Origin of the sequence: Streptomyces sp. P9-A2, assembly GCF_036634175.1 — a bacterium.
GTDB lineage: Bacteria > Actinomycetota > Actinomycetes > Streptomycetales > Streptomycetaceae > Streptomyces > Streptomyces pratens.
The window spans coordinates 3,439,045-3,454,218 of the sequence record NZ_JAZIFX010000001.1; the positions used below are offsets into that span (position 1 = coordinate 3,439,045).

General features: G+C 66.4%; 15 protein-coding genes. 3 read left to right on the forward strand and 12 right to left on the reverse strand.

All coding sequences use genetic code 11. The features are described from left to right. Window positions 1–851: 851 nt before the first annotated feature. From V4Y04_RS15485 to V4Y04_RS15510, 6 genes are all read right to left on the reverse strand, one after another. A complete protein-coding gene (locus V4Y04_RS15485) occupies window positions 852–1,787 on the reverse strand; it encodes an AAA family ATPase (RefSeq protein ID WP_332428510.1) in 936 nt (311 codons plus the stop codon). Window positions 1,788–2,013: 226 nt separating this feature from the next. Then, window positions 2,014–2,319 carry a hypothetical protein gene (locus V4Y04_RS15490; RefSeq protein ID WP_332428511.1) on the reverse strand — a complete coding sequence of 102 codons (306 nt, stop codon included), beginning with the start codon at window positions 2,317–2,319 and terminating at the stop codon, window positions 2,014–2,016. Further along, window positions 2,316–3,059: a GntR family transcriptional regulator gene (locus V4Y04_RS15495; RefSeq protein ID WP_332428513.1), complete on the reverse strand. Its 744-nt coding sequence runs from the start codon at window positions 3,057–3,059 to the stop codon at window positions 2,316–2,318. The genes V4Y04_RS15490 and V4Y04_RS15495 overlap by 4 nt, the downstream gene beginning before the upstream one ends. Beyond that, window positions 3,016–3,312, reverse strand: a complete 297-nt coding sequence (locus V4Y04_RS15500) for a hypothetical protein (protein ID WP_443080023.1) — start codon at window positions 3,310–3,312, stop codon at window positions 3,016–3,018. Before V4Y04_RS15500 ends, V4Y04_RS15495 begins: the two co-directional genes overlap by 44 nt. A 172-nt stretch (window positions 3,313–3,484) precedes the next feature. Continuing rightward, complete coding sequence (locus V4Y04_RS15505) at window positions 3,485–3,655, reverse strand: hypothetical protein (RefSeq protein WP_332428514.1); 171 nt, start codon at window positions 3,653–3,655, stop codon at window positions 3,485–3,487. Between the two features lie 138 nt (window positions 3,656–3,793). Further along, window positions 3,794–4,072 carry a hypothetical protein gene (locus V4Y04_RS15510; protein ID WP_332428515.1) on the reverse strand — a complete coding sequence of 93 codons (279 nt, stop codon included), beginning with the start codon at window positions 4,070–4,072 and terminating at the stop codon, window positions 3,794–3,796. A gap of 80 nt (window positions 4,073–4,152) precedes the next feature. Between V4Y04_RS15510 and V4Y04_RS15515 the strand changes: the two genes are divergently transcribed. From V4Y04_RS15515 to V4Y04_RS15525, 3 genes are all read left to right on the forward strand, one after another. Continuing rightward, entirely contained in the window at window positions 4,153–4,908 is a 756-nt protein-coding gene (locus V4Y04_RS15515; protein ID WP_332428517.1) for a GntR family transcriptional regulator, read from the forward strand. A gap of 2,008 nt (window positions 4,909–6,916) precedes the next feature. Beyond that, window positions 6,917–7,183 carry a hypothetical protein gene (locus V4Y04_RS15520; RefSeq protein WP_332428518.1) on the forward strand — a complete coding sequence of 89 codons (267 nt, stop codon included), beginning with the start codon at window positions 6,917–6,919 and terminating at the stop codon, window positions 7,181–7,183. Continuing rightward, window positions 7,180–7,626 (forward strand): hypothetical protein, encoded by a 447-nt coding sequence (locus V4Y04_RS15525; RefSeq protein WP_332428519.1) that lies wholly within the window; start codon window positions 7,180–7,182, stop codon window positions 7,624–7,626. The genes V4Y04_RS15520 and V4Y04_RS15525 overlap by 4 nt, the downstream gene beginning before the upstream one ends. Window positions 7,627–8,354: 728 nt before the next feature. On the opposite strand, the gene V4Y04_RS15530 is transcribed toward V4Y04_RS15525, so the two are convergent. The 6 genes from V4Y04_RS15530 to V4Y04_RS15555 all read right to left on the reverse strand — a co-directional run bounded on the left by V4Y04_RS15530 (window position 8,355) and on the right by V4Y04_RS15555 (window position 14,797). Then, entirely contained in the window at window positions 8,355–9,782 is a 1,428-nt protein-coding gene (locus V4Y04_RS15530) for an FAD-dependent oxidoreductase (RefSeq protein ID WP_332428520.1), read from the reverse strand. A 16-nt stretch (window positions 9,783–9,798) separates the two neighbouring features. Then, on the reverse strand, window positions 9,799–10,827 hold the full coding sequence (locus V4Y04_RS15535; RefSeq protein ID WP_332428522.1) for a hypothetical protein: 1,029 nt from the start codon (window positions 10,825–10,827) through the stop codon (window positions 9,799–9,801). Between the two features lie 44 nt (window positions 10,828–10,871). Then, a complete protein-coding gene (locus tag V4Y04_RS15540; protein WP_332428523.1) occupies window positions 10,872–12,056 on the reverse strand; it encodes a DUF4331 family protein in 1,185 nt (394 codons plus the stop codon). Window positions 12,057–12,072: 16 nt separating this feature from the next. Next, the gene (locus V4Y04_RS15545; RefSeq protein WP_332428524.1) at window positions 12,073–13,398 is read right to left on the reverse strand and encodes a Dyp-type peroxidase; all 1,326 of its coding nucleotides are present in this window, start codon (window positions 13,396–13,398) and stop codon (window positions 12,073–12,075) included. An 84-nt stretch (window positions 13,399–13,482) separates the two neighbouring features. Then, entirely contained in the window at window positions 13,483–14,100 is a 618-nt protein-coding gene (locus V4Y04_RS15550) for a hypothetical protein (protein ID WP_332428526.1), read from the reverse strand. 160 nt (window positions 14,101–14,260) lie between these two features. Continuing rightward, window positions 14,261–14,797, reverse strand: coding sequence for a hypothetical protein (locus V4Y04_RS15555; RefSeq protein WP_332428527.1), 537 nt, complete (start codon window positions 14,795–14,797; stop codon window positions 14,261–14,263). Window positions 14,798–15,174: the final 377 nt, after the last annotated feature.

Sequence of the window (15,174 nt, forward strand, 5' to 3'; positions counted from 1 at the left end):
GGCGAAACAGTCCGCGCCACGATCACTAGCCACCAGCCATGGGGACTCACGGCGGCGCTCAACGAATACGAACCCGTAGGTGCTTCGCTAGACATGATTCGCCGCGGCAGCGAACCTGGAGTACAGCGACTCGCCCAGAAGCTGCCTCCTGTAGGGGCGACCGTTGACCTCGTCATAGGCAAAGTGCGTACGTGGCACCACAAGCCATGGATATGGGTGGACCTCACCGCAACCGGCCATGACGAAGGCTGAGCGTGCGGCGGCTGACATCAGCGACTGACACCAACAAGCACGGATACCAACGACCGACGCCGGACCCCAATGAACGATCGACCAAGGCACAGAAGCGGTTGGTCGACGTTGACAGACCCCCGCGATCGACCTGGTACGGATGAGCACAGATCTCAAAGTCTCGGCCTGGTACGGGCGACGTCCTCACTGTCGGACGGCGCTCGTCGCCTTGTCACCCTCGACTGTGTCTACAAGCCTGGGATGGGGGGTGCACTCAAGCCCTGCGAACGGGCATAGTGAACCAACCAGCCCTTGGATGTTATTTCAATTGATCGTCGCCGCTGATCATCGTCATCCTTACTGCTAATCACCAGGCTATACCGCTCGAGCTCCACAACGTTTTTTCGCATATGCGCTCGATCATTGAAACCGAATTGCTCAAAGTCGCTTGGAGAACAAGTCCCCCCGAAAGCCGCCAAGTCTTCTAGAAGTTTTCGCGTGCGAGGCTGCAATTTGGCACTAGTCTCATGCTTGATTGCAAGATCCTCAATCCACTTAGTGAAGGCTTCGGAGATTTCCACCTCTGATCTAGAGAGGAAGAATTCTGACTCGTTATCTTGCTAGAAACTTTGAGCATGTCGTAGCGAGTCTCGAAGATTGTTGTGAGCCACTTCATATACATGCTCGAACGACAACGCCGAAACGGGGGCCTTGCTCGTCGACCTTACAGAATAATGCCGTAGCCGAGTATCGATCAGGTTCGAAATATGCTCGTCTGCGACAGGGGTGATCTCGATGGGGTCGGAGAGTACGCCATTCAAGCGAGAGGTTGCGGCAACGCTCCGAGCGATACCCCGAGCCCCACAAAGCACCCACCGCATCCCGCTCAGTTGCAATACAGGGTCGCGGATCTCTTCGAGAAGGCGACGGGCCGCATTCGACGTCTCTAGAAGCTCCAGATTGTCAATGACCCCCACCAGACCGCCCGTTCCTTCAGGGAATGCATCTCGTAGCCACGTTCGGATTGTGGCCCGGAAGCCAGCATTGGAGAAGCCTGAAGAACTATTAGCGGCAGTACTCCCTGTCACCCCGCCGCCACCAAACGGCGATGACAGAGTGAAGCCGCGCCCCTTTAGCACCGGAGATTCCAGCCATGCCTTGATTTCCTTCGTGCGCGGGACCTTGCGATCGGCCCGCCTCAGAATCTCCTCACCATCGAGGAAGGCGCGAGCGATAGCGAAGTAACAATCGCTGATGAACTCGGACGCGTCCTCCTTGATCTGCAACGGTTCGGGAAGGGACAAATAAAGCTGGGGAGTCTTTCTTTCCAGGAATCGTTCCGTCGCTACCCAGGCCGCCACTGCGACAAGACTGGTCTTTCCGACTCCGTTCGGCCCCTCAAGGAAAACATGCGTGTCGCCTTCTTCAATCCTCCGCAATAAAGCCCTTAGCTCAACATCTCGGCCGACAAGCAACTCTCGGCCAGCTGCGCTTGACGGAAGCGGCTTAACGACGTAAGGGTTGCTGCCGAAACCCAGCTCAGACCAAAAACTCATATGACCCTCCCGAGCACCCCATGCTACAAGTAGGGCACACTCCGTGTCAGGTGATGACCAAAGCCTGTGATTTCACGCTTGCGAGGGTGGAAGGACTCAGCGGAAGGCCCGATGCGATATTCGAGCCGTCTCTAGACCGTCCAAGGTCAGCCGACACCGACCAACAACGACAGAAGCCCACGGCATCTGAGCTGGTCAGAGCCGTGGGCTTCTTCAGTCCCGCTGGTCAGCGGGGCCGGTGATCAGTGGACCGGCTGTCCAGGCGGTGACCCCGGCTGGTCGCCACGCGGAGCGTGTCCCTCAGGGCTCCGGTCAGGTTCTTCGCCAGAAGCCGCATGTCGTCCGGGGCCGTGTCGGCGGCGAGCATGTCGATCGCTTGGTCCAGTAGTTCGGTTGCCGTGCCGAGTTGTACTGACTCGATGTTGTCGGCCAGGCGGGACATGTAGCCGCCGCTGTCATCGGTGCTGAGGAAGCACGGCTTGCCGTCGGGCCCCGTCCAGGGCAGGAGCCGCAGTTCGTTTGACGTCGTCATGCTTTCGTCGGCCTCTCGTCGATCACGTAGTGAGTGGTGAACACCGCGTCGGCGCGGTCTCCCGGGAGCACCAGGAGGGCCGCCTCGACCACGCGTCCAGCGGTGTCGGCCGTCTGGCGTGTGACGGCGAGGACCGCCAAGGCAGAGCTGATCCGGAGAGTGGACGCCTCCTCCGGTGTCGGGAGGCGAACGCTGATCTCCTCCCGGACCTCAGCCGGCGGCGGGCGGAGTTCCGTCAGTCGCGTCACCACCGCCTCGTACGGGAGTGGCTCGCGGAGCACGGCGGCCGGCGCCAGGTCGCAGGGGACGTAGATGCGCGCCAGGCTGTGAGGTCTCTCGTCCTCATGGCCGAGACAGGAAATCTCAGTCAGAGGGCTGCCGGTCGGCATCTTCAGCAGGGCCGCGAGATGCCCGCGGGCCCGCACCCTGGTGGTGTGGACAGTAACGCTCAGGGGTGCAAGATCCATGCTGTGCGCGTCCGGGGTTCGCCTCCCGCCGACGTACGTGATCCTTTGGAGCGGACGACGGACGAAGTTCCCCTTGCCGTGGGTCTTCTCAACGAGGCCTTCCGCCTGGAGTACGGCGAGGGCATTCCGCAGCGTCGGTGTGCTGACCATGTATTGCGCGGCCAAATGCACCTCAGAAGGCAGGCGTTCACCGGGCTTGAGCCGACCGGTGACGATCCGGTCCCGGAGGTCATCGGCGATGGCGTCGCGTCGCGAGGGCACGGGCGGGATCACCGCCTCTCACTCTCACGAGCCGCAGGGCGACGAGCCGGGTCCCCGTGTGGATGGTCAGCAACTCGCCCGAGTCGAACACGAGTCGTTTGGCTCCGCCGGGCAATTGGAAGAGGTCGGTCACCCGGCACTGCTGGCCCCCAACCTGAATGACGTCGCCGCGCTGCACGTTGGTCGAGGTGATCTCGACAGGGGAGAGCACCGCGCCGCTGAGTGCCGGCCCCCTCACCGTGCCGCCTCTGTCGGTACTGGGCACTTGGCAATGGTGTGGCACGAGCAGTCGCAGGCTTCATAGATCACCGGCACGTCGACCGGTGCAGTGACCGGGGACGACTCCGCGCAGGCGTGGCGTGTGCCGATGCGGCAGGAGGTCGACCGGTAGGAGCCGGGCCCGGGTTGGGTGCTGCGGGGTTGTTGGCGGGAAGGCATCAGCGGTCACCCGCCGAGGCGTACCAAGGGCCGGCGAGGGGAGCGCAGCTCACGGCCACCGAGCGGTGCCGTGCTCGCGCCTCACTGGCCAGTACGTACGGGCGGACGAGCGCCGTCTCCTCGCCCACGAGGATGCCCATGTGCTCGCGGTGCCGACGCAGGAACAGCACTGCACCGTAAGCGACTTCCGGGGACACAGCCACCGGCCGCGCAGGCGTTTCGGAGCGGCGGTGCCGACCCTTGTAGAGGTACCGCTCCCTGAAGCACGAGACAGTACGGCGGATACGATTGAACACGGTGTTCAGCCCCTATCGCTGATGACCCGGTCCCCCGACATCGCCCGTCGCGGGGACCGTTTTGTGTACGACCACCCAGAGGGTGCGGTCGTTCGAACTGGTGGCGAGGAGGCCGAAGCGGTCGGCATCGGCCACCGCTTCCAGGACCTCCCGCCATGACTCCGCGGAGAGTGGTTCCGGCACCTCCGCCTCGATGGCCGTGCAGTCGTCGCGCTCCTCCACGCGCGTGGCGAGCCCGACGGCCGATAACCGGGCTGCGATGGCCTCCGCGCGCACCTTGGAAGCAGGCACAGGGCAGCCCTTCGGTTAATGGCGATCACTTTAAGTGAAGCTAGTTAACTAGATTAGAGCTAGTGGACTAGATTTTCCATATGCCTGAGCAACCGCCCTATCTCCGCATCGCCGACGAGCTGCGGCAGCGGATCGCGGAGCACGCGTGGGAGCCGGGGGACCGACTTCCCTCCCGCGCTCAGATCGGCCAGGAGTACGGCGTCGGCGACAACGTGGTCCGCCGGGCGCAGGAGTTGCTGATCTCCCAAGGTGTGCTCGAAGGCCGCGCCGGTTCCGGCACCTACGTCGCCGAGCCTCGGCAGCGCGTACGAGTGGTCCGGTCATCGGCGCGTGAACAGCCCAGCGGCTCCCCGTTCCGTACGGACATGAAGGCCGTGGGCAGGCAAGGCGACTGGGAAAGCCGGACCGAGGCCAAGGTTCCTGCACCGGCGGAGGTCGCGGCGCGGCTCGGCATCGCCGAGGGGGAGCCGTGCGTCCGGACCGCGTACGAGTTCCTCGCCGACGGCCGGCCGGTACAGCTGTCGACGAGCTGGGAGCCGTACGACCTCACCGCCGGCACGCTCGTCGTCCTCCCCGAGGGAGGGCCGCACGCCGGGGCAGGGGTCGTGAACCGCATGGCGGAGATCGGCATCACCGTCAGCCACGCCGTGGAGCAGCCGGAGCCGAGGCAGGCGACCACCGAGGAGGCCTCACTCCTGGGCGTTCAGAAGGGCGCACTCGTCACGCACATCCGGCGGACGTACTACAGCGACCAGGGGCAGCCCGTGGAGACCGCGGACATCGTGGTCCCCGCCGCACTCTGCGAGATCGTCTACGAGATTCCGATCTCTCGATAGCCGTCCGCACGTATCCCTTCCGCACCCCTTGCGTGCCCGTTCGAGCGGGCAACCGCAGGGAACGGCGGGGAGCCACAAGGGCCGGGCATGCGAAGGCCCCCGACCAACTACCCAGGTCAGGGGCCGTTCGGCATTGCTCTCAGAGCGGAGGCGGTGGGAATTGAACCCATGGTGACATCGCTGCCGCGACGGTTCTCAAGATTGATAAATGGGAGACTCACCCATTACGACTCCATCAACCTGTGGTTCAGCTACTCACAAGACGATCACCGTGCAATCGTGCCGCTCGCCGCCAATCGCAAGCCGTACACCGTTCCAGCCAAACGTGCGGTGACGCGTCCTTGGCCTTGTTCTCGGGCATGTCCGCAAAGTTGCGTCGGTCTCGCACCCTTCCACACGGCTTGTCGGCTGAGTGGTACACGGTGAGATCAGGACCCGGCGTCTTCCGGACCAGACAGGGCAAATTCACGTCGCTGTTACCCAGCTCAGCGATCTTGCGGTTGACTTCTCGCACCTTCAGATCGACCACCACTCGAAGGTGCCGCACCTCCTTTTAGTGATCATCGAGCAACTTCAGTTTCTGTAGGCGCAGTTCGTTGATCTTTTCTTGCGTGCTCACGGATCACCCTCCCCTGAACAACTATTCAAGTCCGTAGCACTTTTTAGCGCGTCAGCACCTGCCTCAGCGAGCGCTCGCATGATCTCTAGAGAAGATCTGCCATTTTGCCGCGTAGCCCGCACTATGTGTGGTAGAGGCAAGGCCGACAAGGCGTTAAGGATTCGGCGTGCACCACAAGCGCACCAGACCGAGCGGGGAACAGCGGAGAATCACGGCGAAAGGCGCCGAGGCCGACGAGGCGGCACCCATACCGTTCACGCAGGTCAGCGGCCGAGTCAGCTGCAAATGATCACAGCTTCCCAAGCTGAGGGCCCAGTCGCTCAGACTCAACCTCTACTCCTCTCCGCCCATGCAGCTGCTCAGCACACCGTTTTGACCGACGCAGCCGAGGCGATGATGCCTCCATGAGTAGCTGGGGAGAGCTAGCGGGCGAGACGACCAGTGCACTGATAGGGACCTTGGCCGGCGGAGCAATCGCGGTGTACGTGGCACGTTGGCAAACCGCTAAGTCCATCGAGGCTCAAGGTTCACTTGCCGCTTCGCAGCAGGTTGCCAGTGCAGCGTTGACACGTAGTCAATGGACTCAGCAGCGCTCTGCCGAAGCTGCTCAGCGGCTGTTGGAACGAATCGCAGCACTCTACGCATGGCTACCGTCACTTCCGGACGTGGCTTTGGATGAGCCACGGTTGAGTGTGGAGGCTCGCGAGCGGTGCGCGGAAGCCCTCGAATCCGTCCGCCACGGCATGCAAACGGACCTTCTGTCCATCGAGGACGATCAGGTCCGGGCACGCTTCAGAACTCTGGTGAAGTTGGGCTTCGATGTCGCATGGCGAGGCATAGGGCAAGGAAACAGTGCTCGCCAGATCCGTGACGTACGTGGGTACCTTCGCTACGTGCAGCTCACTCTGGAGGCAGTCATCGACGGAAGCCCTGTACCCAATCACTGTGAGCCGCCCGTACTTGATCGGAGTGACGGCGACGCCTGGGTGCCTCCGCACGTGCCCTGGCACTGGCAGGACCCAGCCGACGGCAGTTGAGCCACTGACAGGGCCGTCTACGGGCGTCCGTGATCAAGCTAAACGGTATTGCCTGACATCTACGGCTGACATCAACGACGGCAGACGGCAGCGGCTCTGCACAGTCATAGGTGTCGGTTCAAGCGCCACTACAGCCGTCCTGTGTAGGCGCGCGGCAGAACTCCTAAAGCGGGTGTCGCAGGTTCGAATCCTGCCGGGGGCACAGAGAAAAGGGCCAGCTCAGGAGGGTTTCCTACCGGGCTGGCCCTTCGCCGTGTCCGGGGTCGTGGGCATCTCGCACATTCCTGCACTTCGGAACCGGTTTCTTTGAGAAGAGCAGGCCACGCTACGCAGAACATGACATACTTGAAGTATGGCAACCCGGAAGATCACCATCACCGTGCCGGAAGAACTGGTGGAATCGATCAAGGAGCGCGTCGACGCACGCGGGGTGTCCGGCTACATCGCGGCCGCCGCCGCTCATCAGGACGCGATGGACCGGCTGCGCGAGTTGGCCGACCGTCTCGAGGAAGAGCACGGCGCCGTGACGGACGACGAGCAGCAGGCAGCGCTGGATCGCATCGCCGCCATCGACGGCTGGCATGACGAAGAGCGGTCGGCTTCGGGCGAGGCCGCGTGAGCCGCACCGTCCGAGCGAAGTTGCCCCGGCCACGGCAGCGCGTCTTCGTGTTCGACTCCGAGGCTCTCTCCAAGGCGGTCCAGGGCGATCGGCAGATGGCTGCGCTGCTCAAGACGGCCCCTCGGCTCGACATCCCGATCGTCACCTCGGCCCTCACCACCTTGGAGGCATGGGACCCGCGCGAAGCGTCGAGGCAGGCGCTGTGGAACTGGACGCTGTCCCGGATCCGCGTCGTACACACGGACGACCAGGTGATCGCCATGGCGCGCGACATGCTGAAGACAGCCGGCCTGCACGGGCACAAGTACGCCATCGACGCCGTTCTGGCGGCTGTGGCCGGGCGGGAAGCCGCACAGGGGGCCCAGGCAACCGTCTTCACCTCCGACACCGACGACATGAATCAACTCCTCGCGGGCCACTCCGTGCGAGTCGAGAAGGTCTGACGGGACGCCCGCACCTCACTCCGACCGCTCGCCGGGCCCCCAAGCAACCCATGGCCTTCGCCGGACAGCGTCCACCGGCACGTATTCAGCACACATGAGGACGGGAAGCACCGTGAACACGTGAGAACCGCTGAGGAGTCCTTCCCCTGGTCAGACACCCTGCGGCCCACGTCTCCGCAGGGCACAGCCTCACCCAGGGAAAACTCCTAAAGCGGGTGTCGCAGGTTCGAATCCTGCCGGGGGCACAACGCATTACCGCCCTGACCTGCATCGGAGCATCAGAAATGCCCCTCGGAGTAGATCTCCGAGGGGCATTTTCACCTTCCATGGGAACGTATGGGAACGCGCTGTCAAGCAGCATCCTCCGTGGGAACCTCGCCGTCTTCCGAGGGAACGTCAGGCCTCTCCTCCGGTTCCTGGGTGACGTCCCACCGCGCTGGTGAGCTGCGTGGAACCAAAGCAGGGGGCCTCGGCTTGGGCTTCCTCGGACTGCGGCAGTACCGAGGTGTACGTGTCAGCGGTCAGCGGTCAGCGAGTAGGAGGAGTGCCCCAGCAGTTTCTGGATGGCCTTCATGTGCAGGCCGGCGGCCAGAGACAGGGGCGCCGCGCAGTGCCGCAGGTCGTGCAGCCAGAGCCGCCCCGGACCCGAACCCTGCCGCCGCGGCGTTCCTTTCGGCGATCGACGCGGGCGAGTTGGAGAGGCATGTGCTGTCCCGGCACGGCCGCCGTCACTGTGCCGCCTCGCCAGTGCCCCGGCTATCAGCTATGCCCATCAGCTTGGTCAGCTGGGTCAGGCCGTCGACAGTTGCGTCGTGGTAGGCGTAGCTGTAGGTCGGGGTATTGAGCGCGAGTGTGAGGAACAATTCCACCCTGCCTCCGAGCTGGAGGACGACGTGGCCCAGGCCGACCACTTCGGAGGCGATGTCGCCGAAGCAGTGGACGCCGAGCAGCTTGCGATCATCGGCGCGGAAGATCAGTTTCAGCAGCCCGCCGTGTCCGGCGATCGCCCCGCGCGGGGTAACGGCCAGGTCGCAGCGGCCCACCGCGTAGGGGATGCCGGTGGCCTGGATCTGTTCTTCGGTCGCCCCGACGCCGGCGACTTCGGGTAGGCCGTAGACGGCGCTGCTGGTGGTCTGGTCGATCTCCACGCCGAAGACGAGTCCGCAGGCGTGGGCTGCTGCTGCGCGTCCTTGCTGCATGGCGTTGGAGGCGAGCCCTGGTTTGACCACGTCGCCGGCCGCGTAGATCCCTGGAGCGGTCGTCCGGTAGTAGCGGTCGACGACGATCCGGCCGCGGGCGTCGAGGCGCACGCCGGCCGGTTCGAGGCCGAGGCCTTCTGTGTTGGGGGCGCGGCCGGCGGCGAACAAAACGGCGTCCCCGGCCAGGACGGTGCCGGTCGAGAGCCTGACAGTCAGCCGGCCGTCGACGCGACTCACCTTGTTTGCGCCGGCGCCCAAGACCAGCTGGACTCCGCGCCGCCGGAACTCGTCGGCCGCCAGCCCGGCCAGTTCGCCGTCGATGTTCGGCAGCAGGCGATCGGAATTGCTGATGAGTGTGGCCGGGATGCCCAGCGCGGTGAACACGGTGGCGAACTCGACGCCGATGGGGCCGCCGCCAACGATGACGATGTCTTTCGGGACGGTGCGAAGCGAGTAGATCGTGTCGGAGTCGTAGACGTCCGGATCGTCGAAGGGAATGCCCGGGTAGTGCATCGGGCGTGACCCCGTCGCTATCAGGACCGCGTGCGCCGTGACCTCGCGCGCCAGTCCGTCGGGTGAGGTGATGTGGACGGTACGGTCCGCGTCGAGTCGGGCTGTTCCCTGGAGGTAGGCGATGCCGCGTGCGGCGAGCCGGTGTGCGACGGCTTCCTGCAGCACGTCGCGCACATGCTCGATTCTGGCGCCGAGGGTGGGCATCACCGCCTCCAGGGGCGCTGCCGCCCGGACGCCGTAGACCTCCTCCTGGCGGTAGCCGGTCAGGTAGAGCGCGGCTTCGCGCAGGGCCTTGGTGGGCGCGCCGCCGGTGGTCGTGACCACCCCGCCGGGCGTGTTCCGCTCGACGATGAGCACCTTGCGCCCGAAGACGGCCGCGAGCTCGGCCGCGACCTCCCCGGCCGGGCCGGCGCCGATCACCACCAGGTCGTAGCTGTCGTCCATGGCTGCATTTCCAGTCCTACGTGTCGGGGTCAGCAAGCCATGAGTCGGCCGGCCATGAGTCGGTCGGAATGACGCGGTGGGGCAGGGCCAGTGCGCGGGTTGCCCGGTGCGCGTGATTCCGCGAGACCAGCTGGAGCCCTTTTGGCCGATCGCCACCCACGGTGAGCCAGAAGTCGGCGGCGTGATCGACGAAGGCCTCCGGATGGCGCAGGACCAGCTCGTCGTAGCGGGCCGCCGCGCTGATGCGCCATTGCTCGGCCTCGTGAGGGTGGCCGGCGTCGCTGAGGACGCCGACAAGGCCGGCCGCGTACTCGGGGTCGTCGCTGGACAGCGCCAGGGGGCGCAGGCTGTCGATGGCGGCGTCACGGGCACCCAGGGCCGCGTCGACCTCGGCGAGGTGGCCCATTGCCGGGGCGTAAGCCGGCACCCGGCCCACGGCGGCGTCGAACCAGGCACGGGCGGCGGGAAGGTTCCGCTCGCCGAGCCACATCAGTCCGCGCCGGAAGTCGAGCTCGGCGACGGGGAACGGCGAGACACCCCGATAGCGGCGTCGCGCCTCGATGAACAGGTGCTCCGCCTGGGCGACTTTCCCGCGCTCGGCCTGGAGCACGGCCAGCGCACTCAACGTCGTGAAGTCGGGCCGGCGTTCTGCTGCGGTCCGGCGCAGCACGAGGGCCTCGGCGTAGTACGCGACCGCCTGGAGGATCGCCGCCTGCTCCGCGTCCAGCGTGGCCTGGTCCGAACCGCGTCGCCTTGCGGCGTCGAGGTCGGCCAGTGCCTCGGCGAAGCGGTGGAAGGTGGCTTGTGTCCTGGCTTGGGCGAGCCAGGACACATCGTCGTCCGGCGCGGCGCGTACCAGCTGCTCGGCCAGCTCCGCGGCGCGTTCGTAGTCGGCGATACGGCCCAGCACCTGCCCGCGCAGGATGAGCAGGTCGACCAGGAGGGCCTGTCCGGTCACCTCCGCAGGTGCCGCTGTCGTCTGCCCTGATCGTGGCCCATGGAGCCCCGCCACCAGACTGTCGATCTGGGCCTGCAGGTTCGCCACGGCGATGACCCCGCTGGTGGTGGCCGGTCGGCGGTCGTCCTCGGTCAGCCCGGTGATGATGCTGCCTCCTTCGGTGGCGCCGACAGCGCGGCGAAGACGGTCTTCAGATCCGGCGGATTCGGGTTGGGGGGAACCAGGTAGGGAAACGTGCGGGACACCGGCTGGGTCGGCTGGTCGACGCCGTCGCTGATCCGCGGTCCGTCGAGGCCGCCGACCAGCAGGGTGTAGAGCGTGTCGATGATGTCGTCCTCGGGCGACCGGCCGCCGCAGGTGGTGTGCGGGCGGCCCGTGAGCACGGCGCGCTCGATCTCGAGGTCGCTGCCGTCGGAGAACGGCTTGGACGTGTCGACGACGAGGAAGTCCGCCAGCAGCAACTCGGTCAGGGGGTGGACGCCCTGATCGTCGAGCGGCCAGTCGGTCTTGCCGTCCAGCCGGTCGAAGAAGGCCAAATTGGCGCTCAACCGGGCGCGGTAGGCTCCGACGTAGTCCTGGCTCAGGTTGAAGGCGTCCTCCGCGTTGTAGAGGTCGCGGATCTCGAGATCGCGGTTGACGGGATCGAACTTCGAGCTCCGCATGATGACGTTCTTGATCTCCGGTCGGCCCATGCGCTCCAGCCGGACCGGGTGACCGTGGGAGGTCGCGGTCTCGCCGACGACGGCCATCAGCGGGCCGGTGTCGCTGCCGAGCACCGTGGCGATGTCGAGTTCGAGGACGATGGCCAGCACGTTCATGCCGTCCAGGGAGTTGGCGGCCCTGGCCTTGAACGCCAACTGCTCCTGCGCCTCGGTGGCCAGCACGCCTGCCAGGTCGATGAAGAACGGATCGAGCCGCGCACCGGCGAAGATCCGCACACCGCGCGTCTCGGTCGGCTGCTCCTCGCCGACCCGGAACGGGATCTCCGCCCCGCCAGGCGTGGTGCACGTGCCGGCCTGCACCACGGTGCCGGGGCCGTCGTGCGGGGACGGAACGGCGAAGCGGAAGTCGAAGGTGTACTCGTCAGCGCCGGCCACGAACGCCGGTGTGCCGCCGGCCGCCGTGGCCGTCACCGGCCGGAGGCGGAAGCGGTAGCTGAGCGCGTCGGAGAACAGGGCCGTGGGTGCGGCAGCCGGGAATACGTCCAGGACGAGCACCAGATGACCGGGCTGTTCCGGGCTGGGGAAGGCGTACACGTCGGTGATGTCGGATGCGGGGTCAGCAAGGGCCCGCGGGCCGGAGAAGTGGTCTGCCACGATGAACCTCCTGGTCTCAGGTGTCGAGTTCGGCGAGCCAGCGCAGCGCCCGGAGGCCGGGCATGAAGCAGTACTCTCCGCCCCGGTTGACGACGAAGTCGGGCAGCCCCCGGAGGCGGCGGCGGATCGGGCGCTGCGGGATGGTGAACTCACCACCGTCCTGCACACCGATCAACGGGTCCCGCTCGGCGGGCGCGCCGATGAACTTGCCGTCGTGCACCCACTGCTTCTGGACGAACTCGAACTGCCGGGCCAGGTGCGCGCCGACGAAGGCGAACATCAGGCCGCGTTCGGCACCGTCGTCCTCCAGCACGCCAGGGGGCAGCGACGGGCCGTAGTTGGTGCCGCGCCGGATCATGCGGTGCAGGCGCACCTGACCGGTGATGACCGAGTCGCGGGCGTTCATCCGTCGGGCGTGCGCGCCGACCGGGCACTTCAGGCCCCGCGGGTCGTCGCCGTACAGGAACGCGTTGTTGCGCGTGGGATCGCCGCCCAGCTCGGGGTTGTCCTTGTCCGGGGACAGGGCGAGTGGCGCGCCACTGGGCCAGCGGCCGACGAACTTGGCCGCGAGCCACGTGGCCTCGGTGTCCGCGGCGTTGTCACGCAGGTACCGGCGGAAGGCCGCCACGCGCTGGTGCAGCTTGCGGAAGGCCACGTACGTGCCGTTGTGGCCCAGCACCTCGGGCTGCGGCATCGGGGGCAGCTCGCCGTTCTCGTCCTCGTAGCCCAGGACGAACTCGCCCGCCTTCAGCGGTGCCTCGTGCGGGTTGCTGCCGAGGATGTTGGTGCCCTCCACGGTCGGCTCGCTGATGCTGTCCTTGAAGCCGAACTGCTCGCGCCCGTCCGGCGGCACGTGTACGTCAAGTTGCCAGATGGGCGAGACGCCGGGCAGGTCGCGGACCGCGTCCTGTGCCAGGACGACCAGGGCCTCCATGAGGGCGGTGTCCCGCGCCAGCGCGGCCACCACGAGGTGGACGTCCTTCGAGCCCAGCGGCGCCTCCCAGTGCTCCGGTGCGTTCTCCCCGACGTCGCCGATCTCGGCCGCGCGAGCGGCCATGCCCTGCTGGAACTCGGACGGGAAGGTGGCCAGTGACTCCGCCGGCACGCCGATCGCCTCGAGCCCGGCGAAGCTGAGCCCCACCCCGAGCGAGACCGGCCTGCCCGGGTCGAACGAGGACACCGGCTCCAGAAGGGGGATCAGCCGCCTCAGCAGTTCCCGCGCCGCGTGCCGGTCATCGATGCGCAGGGCCAGATACGCGCCCGCGTACGGGTTGGGCCGGGGCATCAGGGTGGCGGCCTGGATGTCGCCAAGTTCGAGCGCGGCGCCCGTGTCGGTGGTCATGGTGCTCCCTCAGCAGTCGTTGACAGCACTGTCCAGTGGGCTCGCGGGGGCGGCGGCGCCATCCCCACGGGACCGCAGGCGGGCTCAGTCGGCGGCCATTTCGAGCAGCGGCTCCAGCGCCGGGTGCTGGAGCGCCTCCGCGGCGCGAGGGTCGTCGAGCACCTGCTGGAAGGCCTCCTGCAGACGCTGGGCCTTGACGATCTGCGGCATCGTCCAGGCGCTCAACTGGTTGAAGTACCCGGTGGCGGGGCTCTGCACCGACTGGACGATCGCCTTGAGTCCGCCGACGGTCCGCTTCATCTGCGCCTCGATGTCGGGGTTGTCCAGGCGGAACTTCTCGACCCCGCCGGACGATTCGACCCACGCCGAGACGTCCGTGTACTGGGCGGTGTGCTGCAACCAGTCCAGGAAGTGCTCGACGCCGATCTGGACGAAATCATCGAAGTAGGGGTCCCAGTCGTTCTCGAAGGTCGTGGCCCACATCAGCCGTTGCCCGTTGTCGAAGATCACGTGGCGGCTGTCCCGCAGGCCGGTGTGGATGTTCTTGTCAGGGGGGATTTGGTGGAGCACGTCGGCGAACCGCTGAGTCGCCGCGCGCAGCTCGTCCTCGTGGCCGGGCAGGACGTTCCAGTACGTGGCCAGCTCGGAGATCACTCCGTCGCTGAGCCCCTTCCCCGACTTCACATTGGTCGTGGTTGTCATGTCTTCCTCCTGTACGAGCCGGGCGACCCGTCGCGTTGATCCCGAGAGATGTTGTGACCTCGGTGGACTCCTGATCGGGATGTCGACCGCCCCACGAAACGCACGTCTTGCCGCGGACCGCAGGATCCGCGCCGCCGACCCCGCGGGTCCGCCGGCCGGTTCAGTCGGCGGCCATTTCGAGCAGCGGCTTCAGCGCCGGGTGCTGGAGCGCCTCCGCGGCGCGAGGGTCGTCGAGCACCTGCTGGAATGCCTGCTGCAGGGCCAGCGCCTTCAAGACCTGCTTCACCGTCGGCTCGGGATAGGCGCAAACAAAGTTGCCCGCCACCACCGTGTGCTCCTTGAACCACTCCTTGATGTGGGGGGACTTGACGCCCGGGTAACCCTGCACGTGCCCCCAGGTCTCGTCGAAGGCCCGGCCGATGTCCGTGCGGGCGAAGTCGTCGATGTACACATCCCACGGTCCATCGAAGCTGCTGGCGAACATGAGCCGCGTGTCACCGTCCAGGAGGACGAACCGGGCCTCGTGCAGCGTGCCGATCTCCTTGATGGCCTGCTGGATGTGCGGGTCCGACCTGTGCCGCTCCAGGGTGTCGCGCAGCGCCTCTTCGCGCCCCGGGATGACGTCCCCGATGGCGAGGAACTCCGACCTCGGTCCCACCTTCAGTCCCGCCCGGTACTCGTTGATCGTGCTTGTCATGGCTCTCTCCTGTGTGCGCTGTGTCACCTCTCGCGTTGACGCGAGAGGACAGAAGTGCCGTCGGCGGCCTGCTGAGCTCGATGACGACGTTGCGTGAACCGCCGGCCGCCTCACGGATAGAGCGCCAGTCACCCCGGACCCCACCGGCAGCCTCGGCGCAGGTCACCTCCGCCCATCCCGCGACGTCATCGGCTTCGACCTCAGCGGCCGCTCGGCACAGTCCCGCCACCAACGACGCTAGGGCGCGGCAGACGACGTGGAATCCCCGAAATCCTTAGTCCACCGCTCCGGGCGGGTGTCGCTTCCGGGGCCGCCGGCCGACCCGATCGGGCTTCCCGGATCCGACGACGACGCTCGATGGCAGGCCGCGGGATCAG